Source organism: Vibrio sp. 10N.222.55.C6, assembly GCF_041473395.1.
GTDB lineage: Bacteria > Pseudomonadota > Gammaproteobacteria > Enterobacterales > Vibrionaceae > Vibrio > Vibrio crassostreae_C.
Genome location: NZ_JBFRSD010000003.1, coordinates 51,820 through 75,244, shown reverse-complemented (window position 1 = coordinate 75,244; position 23,425 = coordinate 51,820). Strand labels below are relative to the sequence as shown.

Genomic DNA, 23,425 nt, shown 5'->3' with positions numbered 1-23,425 from the left:
TGCGGTGAGTAAGGAGTGAATTGTGCTTGCTGTTCTTCGTATTATTTTGGCTACGGTGTTTATTATTTTCACCACTCTATGTGCTTTTGTTTACTGCTTGTTTAGCCCCAAGAACCCCAAGCATGTGTACGTTTTCTGTCGTTGGTTCAACCAACTCCAAAAGATCATCGGTGTAAAACTGGTGCAGCGCGGCCTAGACAATGCCCCAACACCAGAAAACAGCGTCTACATCTCTAACCACCAAAGCATATTGGACTTTGTGACCGATCCAGGAATGCTAAGACCGCGCACCGTTTCATTGGGCAAGCGCGATTTGTTGTACGTGCCTTTCTTTGGCCTGCTGTATTGGATCACCGGTAACATCATGATTAACCGCGAAGATAAGTCCAAAGCACGCGATACCATCAAACAAGTGGCGGAAGCGATTCATCAGAGAGATCTGTCTGTTTGGGTTTACCCGGAAGGAACCCGTAGTAAAGGGCGTGGACTACTGCCATTCAAAACAGGCGCTTTCCGAATGGCAATTGAAGCTGGTGTGCCTATCACCCCGATGTGTACTAGCACCACGCACAATAAGATCGACTTTAATCGTGCCAATAATGGCATTTTGATCACCGAGATGTTGGAACCTATCGATGTATCCGGATACAAGCTTAGCGATGCGAGAGAGTTGGCCAATCGCTGTCACGCACTCATGGCAGAGAAAATAGCAGAGCTTGATGCCGAAGTGGCTCGTTTAGAGGCGCAGCAAAAACCAGAGTTGGATTCAGACCGTTCTTCTACGAACTAACTCGCAACGAAACCACTGAGTCATCGCTCAGTTACTTAAAAAGACACTCAACGATCGCAACTCTCATTGTTCTTGTTTTACTTGCTGGCGCTTATCCGCAAAATAAAAACAGGCGTTAACGGCTTTATAGAGCAATGGGAGCAAACGATGGAAGTGATTCACCATGGTGGCAAACATACTGTCACAGGATCTTGTCACGAGCTAAGAGATTCAGGCCAAGCGGTGCTCATCGATTGTGGCCTTTTTCAAGGTTTAGATCTTCAAGGTAAAAAGCTTCAAGGTGCGGACACTCGCCCTCTTGATATTGAATTTGAAACATCCCACCTCAACGCTCTGCTGCTGACCCATACTCACATTGATCATATTGGCCGATTACCTTGGTTACTCGCCAGTGGGTTTAACCAACCGATTTATTGCACGCAAGCCACCGCTGAACTTGCCCCTTTAATGATTGAGGATGGCTTAAAGCTGCAAGGACTCAGCAATAAACAGTCGAAGCTGATACTCAAAAAGATTCATTCGTTAATTGCTCCCAAGCCTTACGGGGAATGGTTTCCAATCACGTCTAAACAGCAAAACAACGGAAAGGATCATGATAGGCCAAATACTCTGTATGCTCGCTTTCAACCTGCGGGGCACATCTTAGGTTCTGCCTATATCGAGATTAAGTTACCCAACCAAGAGGTGGTAGTCTTCTCTGGCGATTTAGGCCCAAGTAACACACCACTACTGCCCGATCCTAAGCCACCACGACAAGCCGACTATCTGTTTATCGAATCCACTTATGGCACCAGTACACATGATGATATTGCTACGCGAGCTGAGCGTCTCAAAGCGATCATTGATCGTTCACTGCTCGACGGTGGCGTTATTCTAATTCCGGCATTTAGTATCGGCAGAACGCAGGAATTGCTTTTTGATATCGAACACCTGATCTTTGAGCATCAACTCAGTAGCGATATTCCTATTATTCTCGATTCTCCGATGGCTCAAAAAGTGACGCGTTCATACCGACGTTTTAAAGAGTTGTGGGGACAAGAAGCAAAGCAGCGTCTTGAACTGAAACGCCACCCACTCGCTTTTGAGCAGTGCATTACCGTTGATGGACATAGAATGCACAAGAAAATCGTGAATCGCCTCAAGTCGACAGGTGAACCTGCGATTGTGGTCGCAGCTTCTGGGATGTGTCAGGGTGGCAGGATAATGAACTACTTATCCGCCTTGCTTCCCGATAAACGAACCGATGTAATTTTAGCAGGCTATCAAGCTCACGGAACGCTCGGGCGAGAGCTACAACAAGGAGAAAAACAGGTTTCCATCGATAACCAACACGTTGAGGTGAAGGCTCAGATCCATAGTATGTCTGGCTACTCTGCTCATGCTGATAAAGATGATCTCAATCGATTTATAGAAGAAATAACCGTGCCACCCAAAGAGGTACATTTGATTCACGGAGATCCAAACACTCAGTCTGAGTTCGCTCAAGCTTTGGTTGGGAAAGGATTTAAAGTCGTTTAAAACAGGCGATTGATTCACGATTTCTGATTGCGGTAATCCTTACGGAAAGTTCTAAAAATTACTACTGATATTTTAAATAATACCTCCCCTTAAACCTGCCTAATTTCACTATATCGGTGATATATTCTTGCGTCTTTACCGTCGTAATGTGTTAACAGTCATTAGTACTGAACAACGTTTCCTCTCATTTTTCTTCTATTTTCCCTTCTGACACATATTGTGAGTTTCGAAAATTTGTATTAATCACTATTTATTCACTTTACAAACCGACACTAAAAACAACTAATTGCATATCAATTTTAATGGGACGATTATCAAATTAGCACTAAGCGTTAACAAATACCCCCTGTAACATGCTTTATGTCACAGTAATCCTAATAGGCAGTTAAATAATTTAACACTCGGGTTACAAGTGAAGTATTGTGTTGTTCGAAAAACAATCATAAGCAAAACTAACAGGGAAAATACTCATGCAGTCATTCGTTGATTTTTTGAATGGAATAATCTGGAGTCCAGTACTTATCTACCTATGTTTAGGTGCAGGTTTGTTCTACTCCATCATGACTCGATTTGTTCAAATCCGTCACTTCTTTGAAATGTGGCGCTTGCTACTATCGGGTAAAAGCTCATCAAAAGGCATCTCGTCTTTCCAAGCTCTGGCCGTTTCTCTATCTGGCCGTGTCGGTACAGGTAACATTGCTGGTGTTGCTGCCGCTATCGGTTTCGGCGGCCCAGGTGCAGTATTCTGGATGTGGGTAGTGGCTTTCTTTGGCGCTGCAACAGCTTACGCAGAATCAACGCTAGCGCAAATCTACAAAGAAGAAGATGAAGGCCAGTTCCGTGGTGGTCCGGCTTACTACATCGAAAAAGCGATGGGTCAAAAATGGTACGCTTGGATCTTTGCTATCGCGACTATTTTTGCATGTGGTATTTTGCTTCCAGGTGTTCAGTCAAACAGTATTGGTAATGCTGTAGAAGCTGCATTTGGCTCAGGTGACATGATTGAAACAGCTATCGGTACATTCAGTTTCGCTAAAATTTTCACTGGTACTGTAGTTGCTATTATCCTAGCGTTCATCATCTTTGGTGGTGTTAAACGTATTGCGAACTTCACACAAATCGTTGTTCCATTCATGGCACTGGCTTACATCATCATCGCGTTCGTTATCATTCTGCTAAACATCGGCCAAGTGCCAACGGTTTTCGCAATGATCATTGGCGATGCATTCACACCTATGGCAGGCTTCGGTGCTGCAATTGGTTGGGGTGTTAAGCGTGGTGTTTACTCAAACGAAGCGGGTCAAGGTACAGGTCCTCACGCGGCTGCGGCTGCAAGTGTTGATCACCCAGCTCAGCAAGGTTTGGTACAAGCTTTCTCTATCTACATCGATACTCTTCTAGTATGTTCTGCTACAGCGTTCATGATCATCATCACTGGTGCTTACAACGTTCACGGCGGCGCTGAGGGTGTGTTCCTTGTTCAGAACCTAGCAGCAAACATCGGTGCGAATGGTCCTGTATTTACACAGCTTGCTATTGAAAGTGCACTACCAGGCATTGGTAAGCCATTCATCGCATTTGCTCTGTTCTTCTTCGCATTTACAACGATTCTTGCTTACTACTACATCGCAGAAACGAATATTGCTTACCTACGTCGTACCATCAAGATCCCTGGCATGATGTTCGTACTTAAGCTTGTTCTTATCACTGCCGTTTTCTATGGCACAGTTAAAACAGCGAACCTTGCATGGGCAATGGGTGATGTTGGTGTTGGCTTGATGGCATGGTTAAACATCGTTGGTATTCTGATCATCTTCTTCATGTCTAAGCCTGCGCTTAAAGCTCTAGCTGACTACGAAGAACAGCAGAAACAAGGCGTAACTGAGTACACATTCAACCCTGTAAAACTAGGCATTAAAGGTGCAACTTACTGGGAAGAGAAGTACAAGCGTAAAACAGGCAAGTCTCCAGAAGCAGAAGCTGCAGACACTAAACCTGTAGAGCAACCTTCAGCTTAAGCTTTCCTTAGCAAATAGATCGCTTTAACAAATAGTGCTATTAATAACGCATAAAAAAGGGGTTAGCTATTTCGGCTAACCCCTTTTGTTTTATTCATAACCAATAAATGGCTTATAACAAACTAACTGTTCCCGAGTTAGAGTATTAAGCAGCGATTTCTTGTGTTGCCATTTGAGGCGCTTTCTTCTCACCGATAGGCAGTACTGTGCGGCCGTATTCGTTGTTGATTACTTGTGCCATTGCAAAGTAGATAGCTGAAGCGCCACAGAAGATACCTTCAAAACCAGCGATAGTGCCGATTAGTTCGCTGCCAGTGAAATCACGAGCGGCTAGCAAGAAGAACAAAATAGTTAGTGAACCGAATACTACTTGCTTCGCAACTGGGTAACATAGAGAACCGATGAACATGAAGCCTGTGAAGATACCCCATAGTAATAGGTACCAACCCATGAATGCAGCAGGGCTTGCTGGAAGGCCCATGTAAGGCATTACAATCAAACCAACCAAAGACAACCAGAATAGGCCGTAAGAAGTAAACGCAGTTGTACCGAACGTGTCACCACGTTTGAAACACATAGTGCCCACGATAACTTGGCTCAAACCACCGTAAAAAATACCCATTGCAAGAATCATAGAATCGATTGGGAAGAAACCTGCGTTGTGGATATTAAGAAGAATGGTGGTCATACCGAAACCCATTAAGCCTAGTGGCGCTGGGTTAGCTAGTTTGGTCGACATTACGAATTTACCTTATTAAAGTGGTTGATTAAAAAAAAGCGATAAAAACTATCAGAAAATTTTAATCTATAAACCGTACAACTAGGTAATCCAGTTATCGAAAACTAAGATTGTACAAATGATCTTATGGAAAATAGGTTTCATAATGAACCTATTCAATTCACCGAAACTATCAATAAACAGATTCCCTATCACGTTCGTTCCTCACTGTAAGGAATGACGAGTGAGGTAAGTGTTGAGGCAATGAGACAAAGCCTGGTGCTACGTCACTCTAGAATCGAGGGACGGGATATCTGGAATCTACTCTTCGATATGAGCACTTGCGGCACACAAGAGCCCTCTGTCACGTTCGTTACTTACTGTGGGGAATGACGAGGTTTTTTTAGGTACGATAAAAGAGATGGGGATGCGAAAAGAGTCTTTAGATTTGAGTAAGCGCCCCCTTAATAGCAAACGTAGGCAACAGGTGGCGAGCTTTTCGTTACTTGTTTACTCCATTAAATCTCGTATCTACTTGGACAGATTAAATTACGCTTGTTGTGGTTTAGATTCAGACACTTGAGATTGAACGTCTGAAGAAGCGTTTTTACTCGCATCGCGCTTGGCTAACAACGTCACGACAATCAACTGAGCAACAAGAGCACCTAATACAACCAATGCACTTCCCGTAAAGCCTGCGACTACAAAACTAATCAGAGCAATAGAGCCGTTCATCAATGCGTAAGGTAGCTGCGTCTTAAAGTGTTCAAACTGATCACACCCAGCCCCGGTTGAAGAAAGAATCGTGGTTTCAGAGATCGGTGAGCAGTGATCACCAAACAAGCCACCCGATAACACGGCACCAATCGCGACGAGAAGCGGAGCATCTATCGCAATCGCGGTTGGAATAACTAAAGGCATCATTATCGCGAAGGTTCCCCACGATGAGCCCGTTGCGAATGAGATAATGGCAGACAGCAAGAACGCGACCGCAGGTACTAACCAGTAAGGGAAACCGCTCTGTGCTTGCTCAGCAATATAAGCCGCTGCACCCAACTCTTTACCAACGGTGCTTAATGCCCAAGCCAGTACCAAGATGATCGCGACTGGCATCATGTTTCCCATACCTTTTAAGTACACAGAAACACCATCTGAAAGCTTTCTTACACCGTAGTAAGCCATTAGCGAGATTAAGGTAATCGCCGCAAAGAAATAAGCCGATGATAACGCCGCTCTAAATGATGAACCTGCGACCTTTTGGAACGGGAAGCCTTGTGGAACCAACATGGCACACAACACCACCAGCATCACTAACAATGGTGCCCAGACAAAAGATGCCTTTGCATTTTTATGCGAGAACGGATTTAGTGATTCGTTATTCACGCCAGAGTTAATTCCCGCCTGGCAATCACGCTCGGCTTTTGCCATTGGCCCAAAGTCTAAACCTTTAACGGACACAAGCGGAACGATGAAAATCGCAAGAAATGCGTAGAACTGAAAAGGAATCGCACCGATGAAGGCATCCCAATCGGACATGTTGACATTCAACGCCGTGAACTCTTTCTGAATAAGGCTCATGATGTAAACACCCCATCCAATGAAAGGGATAAGAATAGCAACGGGCGACGAGGTTGAATCAATGATGAATGCTAGTTTCTGTCTAGAAAGTTTCAGTTTATCGAAAAGGGGACGAAAAACAGGGCCAACAATTAAAGGGGTGCCTAAGTCTGAGAAAAATATAACGATTCCACCCAACCATGCTGACAATTGAGCTTGGCATTTATTGCTTACCCACTGAGTCACTCGCTTTGCAAACGCGACGCCACCACCGGACTTTTCCATCAATGCGACAAAGCCACCGATGAATACCAACAGCATGATCACACCAGCGTTATAGCTGTCGGTAAGTTGAGGGACTAGGTAACCTTTCACCATGGTACCAAACGTATCAAGTGGGTTAAGTTCGCTAAACATGCCAGTCAGCATTGCAACACCACTCAGCACACCAGCAAAAAGGCCTATCACCACATTCCTTGTCGCCAATGACAACACCAAAGTAATCACAATGGGGATGAGTGACGTGATATCTGTCTGTTCCATAGGTACACCTTAACCCTAAAATAAAGAATAAGTATAATTTAAAAGTGAATATAAATTCACAAAAAGCATTTGTACAGGACTTTATTCTCTAAATGGAAAATTAGCATTCAGCTAAGAAGTTTCGCGTTAGATCATCGAGGAATGCAGAGCAAAAACGCAAAAGCCGAAAGCAATCACTTTCGGCTTTGATTTATCAGTTAAAACACTGAATTATATAATTAATTATTTACAGCTAATTTCATCCCAGAACCAATTCGATTGAACTGGGCTTTCCCAAACACCTGGGCCGTTTTTAGCCACGAAGCACTTACCGTTATGCGTCACCTTGTCGCCATTACTCACTTGGCTAACACCCGCTTGCCATGTGATAAATACCGATGGGTCAACGACGACCGGCGGCTCAGTAACTGGCGGTTCAACTGGTGTTGGGTCTACCGGAGCAGGATCAACAGGTGTAGGATCAACAGGCGATGGATCTGTCACTACCGGTGGTGTTGGCTCTCCAGCAATCAATTTCCAAGGGCCGCCATTGGTAGGGTCATCCCCTTGTGTCCACCATTTCGCTTCATAGGTTGCACCGTTGTGAGTCACTTGGTCACCCGCGTTGTAAACCTTGGTCGCACTCCAACCATTACCACCCGGATCAGTACCAGGATCTACCGGATCCAGCTTATCGACCACTTTCACTTCAGGCCAACTCGCATGAGAACCATAAAAGTTGGTCACACACTTCTCGTAATCGCCAGCCACCAGTGCGGAATAAGCAGTTTGAAAGCCCACTAGCTCACACTCAAATGAATACCCTTCTGGGCGGTCTGCGTAGTATTTCCAGTTACCATCCCAGTTGGTGTACAACACATCCGTTGCTCCGTTGAGATTCAAGCTTCCGTAAGGCGTTTGCTGCCAACATGTATTGGCTTCATCGGCTTCTACAGGAATTTCATAGTGCGCGGCTAACCCTTCCCAGTAACGAATACGGTTAACGGGTTGGCCTTTGTCTTTGTTCTGCTCGCCACATTCAATACCACCATTGATCACGTTGATTGTGGTACCAAAGCCATAGCCAATACCCGCATCCAATTCACGTTGAGATGGTGTCCATGTTCGGTCAATTACATGCAGCATTGCCGGTTTAGGCGCTTGTGGTGTTAAAAAGAACCAGATAGCAGACGCTAAGTTCAACCAAGAATCCGCCACTAAGCCCGGATTGTTGAGAAGCACCGTCGCATCGCCATCGAACATCACTTCAGAGAACGCGCCGTAATTAAAATGGTAAGAAAGCTGTTTAGCACCACGTCCGAAGTAACCCTGCCCCGCAGCACATGGCCAACGGGCATTCTGCCAATCATTCTGACCACAACCTGTGGTGTAACCTTCTTGGCCTTCAGACCAACCCATTTCGCGAACATGCACCAGCGCTTGCTGCCACTCTTCTAGAGCTAATGGATTATCAGAGGTGTTGCCTATCGCGATGTGCCCACCCGTCTCTTGTGAAAAGTGAGCAAAGGCCGTGATGATGGATTTCTTACAGATGGCATCGGAGTCACGGCCATCGGTGTACTCTCCACAGAACGCTGGGAATTTACCGATCGCACGTAAGAAGCGAGTGTAGGTGTATTCTGGCGCTGCCATCTGAGTGAGGAAGTCCCATTCAGATTGAGGGAACACGCGCTCTACACGCTTTATGTTTTCAGGATTCGAGGGGGAACCGGGTTCAATCGCTTCAACGATTGTATTCGGGCGAGTTTGAAGGGCCTGTGACCAGATCGCATACATAGGATCGGATGTTTTCGCTTGTTCAGCAGCTTGTAGAGCCGACTTTTCAACAAGGTAACCATTCGGGTTTTGCGGATCAGGTTGAATGTTCAAAGACGCATGACTTTGCGCTGCTAATGTGCAGCCCAGTACTGTCGCCAAATATTTGATTTTTAACATGATGGATTCTCTTATCTGTCCTTAATAAGTCCATCAAAGAGTATGCTTCACATGTGGAATGGCCTAGCTGTAGCTGTGTGAATTTATAAAAAGTGCGAGTGATCTTTTTGATACATGGCTCAGCACAACAAAGCGTCTCATGGTTTCTTGAGCTGATATCTAGTTTCCAACTCATTTGGTTTCTAGTTATTGTTCATTTGATTTCGAGGTATTGCTCATAAGCCTTTAATGTAATGAATCAATATAATCAATCGAAAAGAAAAAAGCCCCGAACTGAGTTCGAGGCTTAAGATCTTAATCAAAGCTGGTTAAATCTCTAAGAGATTATTCCCACTCGATAGTTGCTGGTGGCTTACCAGAAATATCGTAAACAACACGTGAAATGCCGTTAACTTCGTTGATAATACGGTTAGAAACCTTACCTAGGAAGTCGTATGGTAGGTGTGCCCAGTGAGCAGTCATGAAGTCGATAGTTTCTACGGCACGTAGAGATACAACCCAATCGTACTTACGGCCATCGCCCATTACGCCAACTGAACGTACTGGTAGGAATACCGTGAATGCTTGAGATACTTTGTGGTAAAGGTCAGCAGCGTGAAGCTCTTCAATGAAGATCGCATCTGCGCGACGCAGTAGATCACAGTACTCTTTCTTCACTTCGCCAAGTACACGAACACCTAGACCTGGACCCGGGAATGGGTGGCGGTAAAGCATGTTGTATGGAAGACCAAGCTCTAGACCGATCTTACGTACTTCATCTTTAAACAGCTCACGTAGAGGCTCAACAAGGCCCATTTCCATATCATCAGGAAGACCACCAACGTTGTGGTGAGATTTGATTACGTGTGCTTTACCTGTCTTAGATGCAGCAGACTCGATTACGTCTGGGTAGATAGTACCCTGAGCAAGCCATTTAGCATTCTTCAGTTTCTTAGACTCTTCATCGAAGATATCTACGAATACGTGACCAATGATCTTACGCTTAGCTTCTGGTTCAGCTTCGCCTTCAAGAGCATCAAGGAAACGTTGCTCAGCATCTACTTTGATGATGTTTAGGCCAAACTTGTTGCCGAACATCTCCATAACCTGCTCACCTTCGTTTAAACGAAGAAGGCCGTTATCAACAAATACACATGTTAGTTTGTCGCCGATAGCGCGGTGAGCAAGCATCGCAACTACAGATGAATCAACACCACCAGAAAGACCAAGGATAACTTCGTCGTCACCTACTTGTTCTTTAATACGTGCAACTGCATCTTCAATGATTGAAGCTGAAGTCCACAGACCTTCACAACCACATACGTTAAGAACGAAGTTCTCAAGCATTTTCAGGCCGTTTTTAGTGTGTGTTACTTCTGGGTGGAATTGAACACCGAAGTACTTCTTCTCTTCGTTTGCCATTGCAGCGTATGGGCAAGTGTCTGTTTCAGCGATCTTTGTGAAATCAGCTGGAATCTCAACTACTTTGTCGCCGTGGCTCATCCAAACATCTTGAGTAGACTCAAGGTCAGCGAAAAGTGCAGATTCGCCAGTCACTTGTACCGCTGCGTAGCCGAACTCGCGCTCAGTAGACGTTGCTACTTTACCGCCAAGTTGCTCAGCCATAGTTTGCATGCCGTAGCAGATACCGAATACAGGAACACCTGAATCAAATACGTACTGAGGTGCACGTGGAGAGTTCTCCTCCGTTACACTTTCAGGACCACCAGATAGGATGATGCCGTCTGGATTGAATTCACGAATATCCGCTTCTTCTACGTCCCAGCTCCAAAGTTCACAGTAAACACCGATCTCACGAATACGACGAGCTACTAGCTGTGTGTATTGAGAACCGAAGTCAAGAATTAGAATACGTTGGTCATGAATATTTTTAGTCATTGTAAGCAGTCTTATTGGCTATGTGATAAAACGGAGGCGAGTTTACTCACCTCTGATTAACTCTTCAAGAAATAAAGCAAACGTTTTCGTTAGATATCTTTAACCACGTGTTTTGAGACAATCGGACTTTTAACAAAACAGGCGGTAGATATAATACCAATCACAGTAAGTAAGTGTTCAGGAATAGCGTAGGAAAAAAGCCTGAGAACGAGGCAGGATTTTCTGATAAGTAGTTATTCTACAATCAAAAATTCTAACGAAGTTATCGAGGTTTTTAACAAGCTAGGATGACCAGTTATTTACTACGATTGGTATATTAATGTGCCGACTAAATCAGCACATTATTCAAACGTTTGGACGTATTATTAACCTAAACGGTAGTTAGGTGCTTCTTTCGTGATTTGAACATCGTGTACGTGAGATTCTTTCATGCCCGCACCAGAGATACGAACAAACTCAGCTTTAGTACGCATGTCTTCAACAGTTGCAGAACCCGTTAGGCCCATGCTTGAGCGTAGACCGCCCATCTGTTGGTGAACGATCTCTTTTAGACGACCTTTGTATGCGATACGACCTTCAATACCTTCTGGAACAAGCTTGTCTGCAGCGTTGTCAGATTGGAAGTAACGGTCAGAAGAGCCTTGAGACATAGCGCCAAGAGAACCCATACCACGGTAAGACTTGTAAGAACGACCGTTGTAAAGGATAACTTCACCCGGTGCTTCTTCAGTACCAGCGAACATTGAACCAACCATCACACAAGATGCGCCAGCAACGATAGCTTTACAGATATCGCCAGAGAAGCGGATACCGCCATCTGCGATTACTGGAATACCGTATTCGTTTGCAACTTCCGCTGCGTCTGCGATGGCTGTTACTTGAGGAACACCAACACCAGTAACGATACGAGTCGTACAGATTGAACCCGGGCCGATACCTACTTTAACCGCACTAACACCCGCTTCGATAAGAGCACGAGCGCCAGCGCCAGTTGCTACGTTACCACCGATGATTTGTAGATCAGGGTATGCAGCGCGAGTTTCGCGGATACGGTTAAGTACGCCTTCAGAGTGACCGTGTGAAGAGTCGATAAGTAGAACGTCTACGCCAGCTTCAACTAGAGCAGCAACGCGCTCTTCGTTACCAGCGCCAGCACCAACAGCTGCACCTACACGTAGGCTGCCGCGCTCATCTTTACATGCGTTTGGTTTACGTTCTGCTTTGTGGAAATCTTTTGCAGTGATCATTCCAGTAAGTTGGAAGTCATCATTTACAACAAGAACTTTTTCAACACGCGCTTCGTGCATTTTCTCTTGAACTTCTTCACGAGTTGCACCTTCTTTAACAGAAGCAAGGCGAGCTTTAGGCGTCATTACTACATCAACTTTCTTAGAAAGGTCAGTAACAAAGCGAACGTCACGGCCAGTAATGATACCAACCAATTCGTTTGTTTCAGTAACAACAGGGAAACCGGCGAAGCCGTGTTTTTGAGTAAGGGCTACAACATCAGCGATTGTCGCGTCAGGGCTTACAGTTACTGGGTGAGAAACCACACCAGCTTCGTAAATTTTAACCTGGCGAACCATTTCAGCTTGCTGCTCGATTGACATATTCTTATGAATAAAGCCAATACCACCTTCTTGCGCAAGGGCAATTGCTAGGCGTGCTTCCGTAACAGTATCCATCGATGCAGAGATCATTGGGATGTTTAAAGAAATGTTTTTCGTTAACTGAGTGCGAAGATCAGCTGTGTTCGGAAGAACGGTTGAGTGTGCTGGGACGAGTAAAACGTCATCAAAAGTTAAAGCTTCTTTTGCGATTCGTAGCATTTGCAATATCTCACAACAAAGGTGTTAAAAGGAGTAAACCCAACTTTATCGTTTCGCATAATAAAGTGATTTGGATTTGATATTGCAGACGGATTATACGCACGGCGAAATCGCTTGGCTACACATTTTTGTATTTTTAATTTGCATTTACCCCCTTGCTATGTATTATATTGCCGCTATCTTCCATACTCACGCCCTGTGAGATTCCAAGAAAGACCTTCCTTCAAGGAAAGATAGTGCTTCTATGACTAATCCAAACATCTTTACTGTTTCTCGCCTCAACTCAGAGGTTCGTCTCCTATTAGAAAACGAAATGGGAATAGTCTGGCTCGTTGGTGAAATCTCAAACTTCTCTGCACCTGTCTCTGGTCACTGGTACCTCACGCTAAAAGACTCTCGCGCTCAAGTTAAATGCGCCATGTTTCGTGGCAATAACCGCCGTGTGACCTTTAAGCCTCAGAACGGCAATCAAGTTTTAGTCAAAGCTCGCCTATCTCTTTACGAGCCACGCGGTGACTACCAACTGATCATCGAAAGCATGCAGCCAGAGGGTGACGGTAAACTTCAGCAAGAGTTTGAAAAACTGAAGATGAACCTTGCCGCAGAAGGCCTGTTTGCTCAATCGAGTAAGCAACCACTTCCTGAACACCCAAAGCGCGTTGGCGTTATCACCTCAAAAACGGGCGCTGCGCTGTTTGATATTCTTGATGTACTGAAAAGACGCGATCCTTCATTGCCTGTTGTGGTTTACCCGACCATGGTTCAAGGCGAAGAGGCGGCAATTCAGATTGCTCAAGCGATTGGACGAGCTAACGAACGCAATGAGTGTGATGTGTTGATCGTGGGTCGTGGCGGCGGTTCATTAGAAGACTTATGGTGCTTCAATAACGAGATCGTTGCTCGCACAATTGCAGCAAGCCAGATCCCGATTATCAGCGCAGTTGGCCACGAAGTTGACGTCACTATCGCCGATTTCGTGGCAGATATGCGTGCTCCAACGCCGTCAGCTGCTGCAGAATTGGTTAGCCGTGACAACAGTCATAAAGAGCAAGCTTATGCCTCTAAACGTGCTCGCTTGGTGAGTGCGATTCGTCATGTGTTAATCAAACAAGCACAATCCACTCAAACGTTAAAATACCGCTTGGAGAAACAGCACCCGAGCTACCAACTGCAAAAGCAGAGTCAGCAGCTTGATGACCTAGACATGCGTTTGCGTCGTGGTATGACTCAATACCTAAAACAACATGCACAGCGTGTTGAACGTAAACAGCACCAACTTCAGTTGAACTCACCAGTGAAGCGCCTTGGTGAACAAAAACTGCATCTGCAACGTTCAGAGCAAAAGCTATTAGATGCGATGGATAAAACACTGCTAACCACTCGCCATCAGCTAGCCATGGCTGCAGAGAAGCTAGAAACCGTTAGTCCACTGGCAACCCTAAAGCGTGGCTACAGCATTACTCATTCCGCATCGAGCAAGACAGTATCATCAATTAACGATGTCGAAGTCGGTGAAGTGATCACCACCCAAGTTGAAGACGGTGTGATTGAATCACAAGTGACCACAAGAGTCGCTAAGAGCGAGCTTTAGCTTCGACTAGAACGTTGAAAATCATTTAAAACCAGAAAGCCCTTTCGATAATCGACAGGGCTTTTTTCGTATCTACTGGTTTTGAAATTCAAACTCTACTCAGTAGCAGAAGGCTCCTTCATGGTCAGCATCCCTTCCGTCACAATAAAGTTGATGATGAAATCTAAACCTTGGCTCTCTTTTAGGTTGGTGAACACGTATGGCTTAGTTGGTCGCATGCGTTGAGTGTCTTGCTCCATCACCTCAAGTGACGCACCAACATACGGTGCTAAATCGATCTTGTTGATGACTAACAGATCGGATCGTGTAATACCCGGGCCACCTTTACGTGGGATCTTCTCCCCCTCCGCTACATCAATCACGTAGATAGTAAGGTCGGCTAATTCAGGGCTGAACGTCGCACTCAAGTTATCACCGCCACTTTCGACGAATACCACATCGAGGTTCTTATGCAGCTTGGCAAGCTCTTCTACCGCAGCTAAGTTCATCGACGCATCTTCACGGATCGCCGTGTGCGGACAGCCACCCGTTTCAACACCAATAATACGATCTGGTTCTAGAGCCTCTGCTCGCGTAAGTATCTTGGCATCTTCTTGAGTGTAGATGTCGTTGGTTACCACTGCGATATTGAGCTTGTCGCGAATCGCTTTACAAAGCACTTCTAATAGCGCTGTTTTACCAGACCCTACCGGGCCGCCAATACCAATTCGAAGTGGTTGCTTATAACTTTCCATTGTCTACTTCCTTATATTCTTTTTGCTACATCGTTCGCGCTAACCGCTACGAACGAAATAGTCGTGTGTATTGTGTTTCGTGCAATGAACTCGCTAATGCCATCGAAGGCGAAAAGCTGCCTATCATCCAATCTTCTATCGTGCGGGCCTTTTCGATCACCTCAGGAAAGGTGTTGGTGATATTAATCAATGCCAACTGACCATCGGTTTGACCTAAAGGCACTAACTTGACCCCTGCGGTAACGATGTTTTCAAGCCAACTCCATAAATAACCCTGCTTGAGGCTCTCTAAATCAATACCCCAATGCTGAGCCGCCATACACATGCCCAACAATTGGTTTGGATGACTATCAACAGAATCCACCAGCGAAATATCGATATCCAAGCGCTTCAACAAGGTGTTCAATGCATGCCCACGCTGCTTTTCTTCCGCTCGCAATTCACTGGTTTCACGGCTTGAGTATAAGTAGTTACACCAATGCTCAATCTCATCGATTTCACCCTTTTCTAGCGCGTGATAAAGACGCTCTAAGATAGGTAATTCCAAAGTTGCGACACTGGAACTGACGATGGTATTAAGCCACTGTTCCATGCTGTTGCGATCGGTCACCCACCCCGCTTCAACCGCTAACTCTAAGCCTTGCGAATAAGTGAACCCACCAATCGGCAACGATGGACTGATCAATTGAAACAGACGATAGACGGCTACATTTTCTGTTGTGGTCATAATCGTGCCCTCAGTCTTCCAGAATCAAATAAGTTCGAGAGCCTACGCGCCTAACAGCAATAGTGCGCTTGCTGAAGCCACGCCGACTGACAACCATTTAGAGTAAACCGCGCGACCAACAAAAGTACCGATAACCATCAGAGCCAAAGCACTGATACTCATGCCTGTTGCGAACTGAGTCAGGTTGCTCGCGGCTTCAACGCCGTGTGCGTAACCATGGAAAAACAACATAGCAATCGAAGCAACTAATACGCTGTTTACACGCTTGGTTGATGGTGAGAATACATGCCATAAACATAAGCTGACGACAAACAGAGAAGCGATAATGGCAGGCTCAACAATCACAGAGAAACCTAGGGCTTGGCCTGCGATAAGCCCTACCACTAAAGACACCAATCCACCGCCAATCAGAGCTGCTTTTGTCTTGGTGGAAAATGACAGTGCGCCAATTAATAAACCGAAAGCGATCAGCATGATCAGATGATCCATGCCAGTCACAGGGTGAGTTAAGCCAGACATAAACGAGTGAGACTCATGAACCGAATGCGAACCGTGCCCCGGGTGAGCCAATGCCAATGTCGATGTTGTTAGAGAAGCTATTGTGAAAGTACATAAGCCTGCAGCTGTTTTAAAGTTCATCGCGAGTTCCTTGCTTTATACCAATCGTAGTAAATAATTGCTCACCCTAGCTTGCTAAAATGCTCGATAACTGCGTTATAATTTTTGATTGTAGAATAACTACTTATCGAAAAATTATGCCTTGTTCTCAAGCCTTTTTTCTGCGCTATTGTTGATCACTTACTTACTGTGATTGGTATTATTGTTATTAATATCGTTGTTATATAAATCGTTTAGTGAGTCATCAATGACTCGATTAATGATGGTGATGATGTCCACCAGAGCGACCGCCATAAGCACCGCCTTCTGGTTCAAACGGTTGTTTCTCAGTGGTCACTTTCGCGCCTAAGCCTTCAACCATTTCATCTAAAACATGGTCGTGTTGATAACGAACCCAACCCGCTTCCACTTGCAGCGGAACATGACGGTTACCAAGGTGATACGCCACTCGCGTTAACAGGAGCAAGTCTTCACAGTAAACAGTCGAAACGGTTTCTGGTGCCGCTTTCACTTCTACGACTAAACCGCATTTACTTGAGAGTTGTTCGCCACCACGCAAGATATGACCTCGTGGTAGAAACAGTCCGGCATTGCGCCCGTCATCGAGCATCACCTTAAGACGGCTCTTAATGCGGCTATCGATCGGCAGGCTCAAATAGCCGTCCGGTGCATTTTGTATTTGAGTATTCAGTTGAGTCAGTTCAATCATGCTATTACCTCAATCTCCTTGTGAGATTTATAACGTTCAAAATAGGGTCACTAAAATAAGATTCTTTAGTCAAAGGCTTAGAATAGAAAGTACCGCTGAGCCATTGGCAGCTCTTCAGCAGGCTCACACGTGAGTAGTTCACCATCGGCGCGCACTTGGTACGTCTGAGAGTCGACTTCAATCTTCGGCATCCAATCATTGAGCTTCATGTCGGCTTTGCTGATGTTTCGGCAGTTGCTCACAACACCAATCAAGCTCTGTAGACCCAATTGCTTGTCGATGTTCTGCGCCTTGGCTTCTTTAGAGACAAACAGCATTGATGTGTTCTGACACGCCTTGCCGTAGCTACCAAACATTGAACGGTAATGGACTGGCTGAGGTGTTGGGATTGAAGCGTTTGGGTCACCCATCGGCGCCATGGCGATCATGCCGCCTTTCAAAATCACGCTTGGTTTCACGCCAAAGAAGGCAGGCTTCCACAGTACTAGATCCGCCAGCTTTCCAGCTTCGATAGAGCCGATCTCATGTGCCATACCGTGCGTAATCGCAGGGTTAATGGTGTATTTAGCGACATAGCGTCTTAATCGGAAGTTATCGCTGTAGTCTGAATCTTCTTTTAGGCTGCCGCGCTGAACTTTCATCTTGTGCGCAGTTTGCCAAGTTCGAGTGATCACCTCGCCTACACGTCCCATTGCTTGTGAGTCCGAAGCGATCATCGAAAAGGCACCTAAGTCATGAAGAATGTCTTCTGCGGCAATGGTTTCACGGCGGATACGTGACTCTGCGAACGCGACATCTTCAGCAATCGATGGTGACAAGTGATGACAGACCATCAACATGTCTAAGTGCTCATCGACGGTATTGATGGTGTAAGGGCGTGTTGGATTGGTTGAGGAAGGCAAAACGTTCGGCTCACCTGCAGCACGAATAATATCGGGAGCATGACCACCGCCCGCACCTTCGGTGTGATAGGTATGAATCACGCGGTCGCCGATTGCGCCAAGTGTCGATTCAACAAAACCAGATTCATTCAGAGTGTCGGTATGAATCGCAACTTGTACGTCCATCTCGTCAGCCACACTCAAACAGGTATCGATTGAAGCGGGAGTGGTTCCCCAGTCTTCGTGCAACTTCAAACCCACCGCGCCTGCCGCTACTTGCTCACGCAGTGCTTCAGGTTGGCTCGCATTACCTTTACCGAGCAAACCAAAGTTCATTGGAAATTGATCGAGTGACTCCAGCATGCGGTGCATGTTCCAAGGCCCCGGTGTACATGTGGTCGCGTTAGTTCCTGTGTTTGGCCCAGTGCCACCGCCAATCATGGTTGTCACACCCGACGCCAATGCTTCTTCAATCTGTTGCGGGCAGATAAAGTGGATGTGTGAATCAATACCACCAGCAGTCAAGATTGAACCTTCGCCTGCTAAAATTTCCGTGCCCGGGCCAATCACAATATCAACGCCCGGTTGAACATCTGGGTTGCCCGCTTTGCCCAATGCCTGAACTCGACCATCTTTGACTGCGACATCGGCTTTTACGATGCCCCAGTAATCCAACACAATCGCGTTAGTGATCACCAAATCTGGAGTTTCGGCACTTGGACGTTGGCTTTGCCCTTGTCCATCACGGATAACTTTGCCGCCGCCGAATTTCACTTCGTCGCCGTATACGGTGTAATCTTTTTCAACTTCTAGCCATAAATCAGTGTCAGCAAGACGCACTCGGTCACCGACTGTTGGCCCAAACATTTCGGCATAAGCCTGTCTGGATATCGTCGCCATGTTCAATCCTTTGTTATTTTCATTATTCCGTGGGAGCGCTTAGAGCTTGCCCATCACCTTTCCTTGGAAGCCATAGATCTCTAACTTACCGGCGTAACGCACTAACTCGACGCTGCGCGACTGACCCGGCTCAAAGCGGGTTGCAGTACCCGCAGGAATATTGAGTCGAAAGCCTTTAGTGACTTCTCGGTTAAAGATCAGCGAAGGGTTTGCTTCATAGAAGTGGTAATGAGAGCCAATTTGGACAGGACGATCGCCAATGTTTTGCACCTTAACGGACGTTGTGTCTCGGCCTTCATTGAGAGTGATGTCACCCGGTGCGGTTTCTACTTTTCCGGGAACGAATCCTGAGTATTGTTTTGTGGAACCAGCCATATTACTTCTCCCTACACGATAGGTTCATGAACGGTCACCAGCTTGGTGCCATCAGGAAAAGTGGCTTCGACTTGTACATCAGGGATCATGGAAGGGATCCCCTCCATAACGTCATCGACAGTAAGAAGTGTGCGTCCAAAATCCATTAATTCTGAAACGGTTTTACCCTCGCGGGCACCTTCGAGAATGGCACTGCTGATCAGTGCGATAGATTCTGGGTAGTTGAGCTTTAAGCCTTTTTGTTTGCGCTGCTGTGCCAGCATTCCTGCGCAGAAGATAAGTAGCTTATCTTTTTCTCTTGGTGTTAATTCCATTTAGCCGCCCGCTGTTAGTGTTGTTTTCTTATTGCTCAAAAACGCATGAGCAGTAAGTGGGATTCAATCACAGCAAGCTTGAAAAAATGTACCTAGGGTCGGAAGTCACCCTAGGTACAAAAAGGGCTAATCGCTAAGTCGCCCAAATCCTTGGTAAATCAGGAGTCGTACCACATAAATGAGAGCGAGTTGCTTGCCAAATCTGACCAAAGGCTTGGAGGATATCTTCACTCCAATTACCCAAGGCTCGCACCACAATCAATCCTTCTATCTGAGTCGCGCCCAATATTAATGTGGGTTCACTCGACATTTTTGATGTAACTGATTGCTGTGAAGCTTGCTGTGTAATAGATAAGAGCAAGCTCTGTACCAACTCTAAATCTTGCTTCTCATTTGAAGTGATATAAAAGGTTCCCATCATTGAATAATCAAGTAACCCCATATTTATCATTAACTTATCGCCACCATGAAAATTAAAGCCTTCAGTCAGAAGCCTTTGATTATCAAGATAGATTTCTGTTTTCCCAACGAGATGACCATGCTCGAATCCCTCATTCTGTGCAGGGCGTCCAAAACAGTGCATCTCCCAACCCCAAAACTGTGCACCCTTTTCTAGGCGAATTTCAGTATCTAAACGAACGTGTGCATTCGGGAAAAAGATGTTCTCTTGCGGCATCCATTCCAAGCGTGCATCTTTCTTCACTCGTAGGGTCTGCTTCTGCTTGGCGTACTTGTTGTTTGAGCGATAAAACTTGGTCGCACCGGGTGTGGTGATCAACGCATGCGCACCGCTTTCGATGGTCGCTTCAATATTGAGAGTGTCACCACCTACCACTCCGCCGGGGGGATGGAGTAAATAGGTGTGACACGTTTCCCCATCAGGATACAGGGGGCGTTGCACCGCAAGCGGACCAGACTGCTGACGATTCTTTAATACGGTTTTATCACTGCGGTCGACAAAAGTGAGGTTTAAACTCGCTTGCCAACCATCACGAATATCTTGTTCGATGGTCTCATTCAAAGATAAAGCTTCTACTAAAGAAGCCTTGCTTACTTCATTCGGAGAAAAGAGAGAATTCATACGGTTAGGTACTCCTTTATCAAGGACTCATCGAGCCCTGTCATTTCACCTTCTGCCACTTGGCGTCCACGGTCGATAATGCAAAAACGGTCACCGACCTTTCTTGCAAACGGCAGCTTCTGTTCAACCAACAGAACCGTGAGCCCCATTTTCTCGTTGAGCATGCGAATGATGTCGCCAATCTCTTGCACAATATTGGGTTGAATACCCTCCGTCGGCTCATCCAAGATCAATAGCTTTGGATTAACCACCAGCGCACGCCCAATCGCTAGCTGTTGCTGCTGGCCACCCGATAAATCACCACCGCGACGATGTAGCATCTCTTTTAACACTGGGAAAATATCGAAGATGAATTCAGGGATCTTGCGGTCACCCTTTTTACGAATCGGTAAACCGACCTCTAGATTTTCTTGAACAGTGAGCATTGGGAAGATCTGTCGACCTTGCGGTACATAGCCGATCCCTTGGCGTGGACGGTCCTCGGCATCGGTTTTCAAAAGTGACTCACCCGATAAGGAGATGTCACCGCTTTCAACCTTCACCAACCCCATAATGCATTGCAGTAAGGTGGTTTTACCGACACCATTTCGCCCCATTAGCACCGTGCATTTACCTTCTGGGATCTGCATATCCAAATCCCACAGCGTGTGGCTCTCACCGTAATATTGATTAACTGATTTAACCTCTAGCATCCTATTCTCCGAGATAAACTTGTTTAACTTCAGGGTGAGCCTGCACTTGATCCATGGTGCCTTCAGCCAACACATGACCTTGATGAAGCACGGTGACATGGCTGGCGATAGAACGAACGAAATCCATATCGTGTTCAACGACCACAACCGAGTGCTTACCTGCCAGTGAGTTAAGTAACTCAGAGGTGCGATCCATTTCTTGGTGAGTCATACCTGCCACGGGTTCATCCACCAGCAACAGCTTAGGGTTTTGCATCAATAGCATGCCGATCTCTAACCACTGCTTTTGTCCGTGAGACAGGTTACCAGCCAAATTCGCCGCTTCGTCTTTTAAATGAATCAGCTCAAGTACCGAGGTCAATTTGTCTTTCTGTTCACCAGACATCACAGCGGTGAACGTCGCCCACACTGAGCGGTCACCGGCCATGGCTAATTCAAGGTTCTGCCACACAGTTAAACACTCAATCACGGTCGGTTTTTGGAATTTACGCCCAACGCCTGCATTGGCGATTTCGGCTTCGTTCATCTTCAATAAGTTGATGTTCGAACCCAACCACACCTCGCCGGTGTCTGGCTTAGTTTTACCTGTGATAATGTCCATCATGGTGGTTTTACCTGCGCCATTAGGACCTATGATACAGCGTAGCTCTCCCTCTTTGATGTAGAGGTTGAGGTCGTTTATCGCTTGGAAACCATCGAAACTTTTGTTGACGCCTTCGACATACAACAGCACGTTATGTCGAGTATCGATGGCAGGATGAATATCGGGTTTGAGGTAATCAAAGACTTCGTCTCGACGAGTGAACGCCTGAACCGATTCCTTTACGCTATTAAATGTGGTCATGCGATCACCTCCTTGGCCTTGTGCTGATCATCCTTATCTTTATCTTGGTTTTTCCTATTTGATGCCTTGCGCAGCTGCTGCCACTTTTCACTGACAAAGCCAATCACACCTTGTGGGAAGTACATGGTTGAGAGTACGAATAGTCCACCCAGAGCAAACAGCCACACCTCCGGGAACTCAACCGTAAACCAACTCTTGGCGTAGTTGATGATCAATGCACCGACAATGGCACCAAACAGAGTGGCACGACCGCCTAAGGCTACCCAAACCACAATCTCAATCGAGTTAAGAGGAGCAAATTCTCCCGGATTGATAATACCCACTTGAGGGACATATAAAGCCCCGGCAATACCGGCGATAACCGCAGAAAGAACGAAGACCCACAGCTTGATGCCATCGACGTCATAGCCCATAAAGCGAGTGCGTGATTCCGTATCACGAATCGCTAATGCCACACGACCTAATCGACTGGTCACCACCATGCGACAAGCTATGTAGCTGAGAATAAGCGCAATACCAGTCGCGACAAACAGACCTATCTTGACCGCATCACTCTGCAAACTCAGACCGATGATGTCTTTGAAATCCGTCAGTCCGTTGTTGCCACCAAAGCCCATTTCGTTGCGGAAAAATGCCAGCATCAATGCGTAAGTTAATGCCTGAGTCATGATAGAAAGATACACCCCGGACACACGAGAGCGGAAAGCTAAATAACCGAACAAGTAAGCCAATGCGCCCGGCACTAGCACCACCATCAGGCAAGCAAACCAGAACTGGTCAAAGCCCTGCCAGAACCACGGCAACGCAGACCAATCAAGGAACACCATGAAATCTGGTAAGACTGGATCACCATAAACCCCACGGTCACCAATCTGACGCATCAAGTACATGCCCATCGCATAACCACCAAGCGCAAAGAAAGCACCGTGGCCAAGGCTCAAGATTCCGAGATAGCCCCACACCAGATCGAGCGCCAACGCCAACATTGCGTAACTCAGGTATTTGCCCATTAATGAGATTGTAAAAGTCTCAACATGAAGCGGGTGCCCACTTGGTAACATGGTGTTAGCCAGTGGGATAAGAATAACGGCCGCTAGAATGGCAAGGATGGTCAGTTGGCCACCTTTGTCACCACGCATTGCCGAAAGTACAAATGATTTTGACTGCATGATG

At 46.1% G+C, this 23,425-nt stretch carries 20 protein-coding genes; 4 read left to right on the top strand and 16 right to left on the bottom strand.

Going from position 1 to position 23,425, the window contains the following annotated elements; all coding sequences use genetic code 11:
- Window positions 1-22 precede the first annotated feature (22 nt).
- The 3 genes from AB4486_RS04055 to AB4486_RS04045 all read left to right on the top strand — a co-directional run bounded on the left by AB4486_RS04055 (window position 23) and on the right by AB4486_RS04045 (window position 4,326).
- Window positions 23-790, top strand: coding sequence for a 1-acylglycerol-3-phosphate O-acyltransferase (locus AB4486_RS04055; RefSeq protein WP_372116541.1), 768 nt, complete (start codon window positions 23-25; stop codon window positions 788-790).
- 147 nt (window positions 791-937) lie between these two features.
- A complete protein-coding gene (locus AB4486_RS04050; protein ID WP_017069530.1) occupies window positions 938-2,308 on the top strand; it encodes an MBL fold metallo-hydrolase in 1,371 nt (456 codons plus the stop codon).
- A 470-nt stretch (window positions 2,309-2,778) separates the two neighbouring features.
- Window positions 2,779-4,326, top strand: coding sequence for a sodium:alanine symporter family protein (locus tag AB4486_RS04045; RefSeq protein WP_102428291.1), 1,548 nt, complete (start codon window positions 2,779-2,781; stop codon window positions 4,324-4,326).
- A gap of 145 nt (window positions 4,327-4,471) precedes the next feature.
- On the opposite strand, the gene AB4486_RS04040 is transcribed toward AB4486_RS04045, so the two are convergent.
- The 5 genes from AB4486_RS04040 to guaB all read right to left on the bottom strand — a co-directional run bounded on the left by AB4486_RS04040 (window position 4,472) and on the right by guaB (window position 12,786).
- Window positions 4,472-5,065: an acetate uptake transporter gene (locus AB4486_RS04040; RefSeq protein WP_010440610.1), complete on the bottom strand. Its 594-nt coding sequence runs from the start codon at window positions 5,063-5,065 to the stop codon at window positions 4,472-4,474.
- A 528-nt stretch (window positions 5,066-5,593) separates the two neighbouring features.
- Window positions 5,594-7,144: a Na+/H+ antiporter NhaC family protein gene (locus AB4486_RS04035; RefSeq protein WP_137001226.1), complete on the bottom strand. Its 1,551-nt coding sequence runs from the start codon at window positions 7,142-7,144 to the stop codon at window positions 5,594-5,596.
- 222 nt (window positions 7,145-7,366) lie between these two features.
- Complete coding sequence (locus tag AB4486_RS04030; protein WP_372116539.1) at window positions 7,367-9,079, bottom strand: chitinase; 1,713 nt, start codon at window positions 9,077-9,079, stop codon at window positions 7,367-7,369.
- Between the two features lie 324 nt (window positions 9,080-9,403).
- Window positions 9,404-10,957: a glutamine-hydrolyzing GMP synthase gene (gene guaA / locus AB4486_RS04025; protein ID WP_017066418.1), complete on the bottom strand. Its 1,554-nt coding sequence runs from the start codon at window positions 10,955-10,957 to the stop codon at window positions 9,404-9,406.
- A gap of 365 nt (window positions 10,958-11,322) precedes the next feature.
- A complete protein-coding gene (gene guaB, locus AB4486_RS04020) occupies window positions 11,323-12,786 on the bottom strand; it encodes an IMP dehydrogenase (protein WP_017062496.1) in 1,464 nt (487 codons plus the stop codon).
- A 244-nt stretch (window positions 12,787-13,030) separates the two neighbouring features.
- On the opposite strand from guaB, the gene xseA reads away from it, so the two are divergent.
- Window positions 13,031-14,377: an exodeoxyribonuclease VII large subunit gene (xseA, locus tag AB4486_RS04015; protein ID WP_017066420.1), complete on the top strand. Its 1,347-nt coding sequence runs from the start codon at window positions 13,031-13,033 to the stop codon at window positions 14,375-14,377.
- Between the two features lie 95 nt (window positions 14,378-14,472).
- Here the strand turns inward: xseA and ureG are convergent, their stop codons facing one another.
- From ureG to urtC, 11 genes are all read right to left on the bottom strand, one after another.
- Window positions 14,473-15,111, bottom strand: coding sequence for an urease accessory protein UreG (ureG, locus tag AB4486_RS04010; protein ID WP_048614361.1), 639 nt, complete (start codon window positions 15,109-15,111; stop codon window positions 14,473-14,475).
- Between the two features lie 46 nt (window positions 15,112-15,157).
- Complete coding sequence (locus AB4486_RS04005) at window positions 15,158-15,838, bottom strand: urease accessory protein UreF (protein WP_065584651.1); 681 nt, start codon at window positions 15,836-15,838, stop codon at window positions 15,158-15,160.
- Window positions 15,839-15,880: 42 nt separating this feature from the next.
- Window positions 15,881-16,477 (bottom strand): HupE/UreJ family protein, encoded by a 597-nt coding sequence (locus AB4486_RS04000; RefSeq protein ID WP_076677825.1) that lies wholly within the window; start codon window positions 16,475-16,477, stop codon window positions 15,881-15,883.
- A 235-nt stretch (window positions 16,478-16,712) separates the two neighbouring features.
- Window positions 16,713-17,165: an urease accessory protein UreE gene (gene ureE / locus AB4486_RS03995; RefSeq protein ID WP_017062501.1), complete on the bottom strand. Its 453-nt coding sequence runs from the start codon at window positions 17,163-17,165 to the stop codon at window positions 16,713-16,715.
- Between the two features lie 77 nt (window positions 17,166-17,242).
- Window positions 17,243-18,946, bottom strand: coding sequence for an urease subunit alpha (gene ureC, locus AB4486_RS03990; RefSeq protein WP_372116536.1), 1,704 nt, complete (start codon window positions 18,944-18,946; stop codon window positions 17,243-17,245).
- A gap of 39 nt (window positions 18,947-18,985) precedes the next feature.
- The gene (locus tag AB4486_RS03985; RefSeq protein WP_017062503.1) at window positions 18,986-19,321 is read right to left on the bottom strand and encodes an urease subunit beta; all 336 of its coding nucleotides are present in this window, start codon (window positions 19,319-19,321) and stop codon (window positions 18,986-18,988) included.
- A gap of 11 nt (window positions 19,322-19,332) precedes the next feature.
- Window positions 19,333-19,635, bottom strand: a complete 303-nt coding sequence (ureA, locus tag AB4486_RS03980; RefSeq protein ID WP_004735119.1) for an urease subunit gamma — start codon at window positions 19,633-19,635, stop codon at window positions 19,333-19,335.
- Window positions 19,636-19,768: 133 nt separating this feature from the next.
- Window positions 19,769-20,716, bottom strand: coding sequence for an urease accessory protein UreD (locus AB4486_RS03975; protein ID WP_102394412.1), 948 nt, complete (start codon window positions 20,714-20,716; stop codon window positions 19,769-19,771).
- On the bottom strand, window positions 20,713-21,408 hold the full coding sequence (urtE, locus tag AB4486_RS03970) for an urea ABC transporter ATP-binding subunit UrtE (RefSeq protein ID WP_017062505.1): 696 nt from the start codon (window positions 21,406-21,408) through the stop codon (window positions 20,713-20,715). The genes AB4486_RS03975 and urtE overlap by 4 nt, the downstream gene beginning before the upstream one ends.
- Before the next feature lies 1 nt (window position 21,409).
- Window positions 21,410-22,252 (bottom strand): urea ABC transporter ATP-binding protein UrtD, encoded by an 843-nt coding sequence (urtD, locus tag AB4486_RS03965; RefSeq protein WP_017062506.1) that lies wholly within the window; start codon window positions 22,250-22,252, stop codon window positions 21,410-21,412.
- Window positions 22,249-23,421, bottom strand: a complete 1,173-nt coding sequence (gene urtC / locus AB4486_RS03960) for an urea ABC transporter permease subunit UrtC (protein ID WP_372116534.1) — start codon at window positions 23,419-23,421, stop codon at window positions 22,249-22,251. Before urtC ends, urtD begins: the two co-directional genes overlap by 4 nt.
- Window positions 23,422-23,425: the final 4 nt, after the last annotated feature.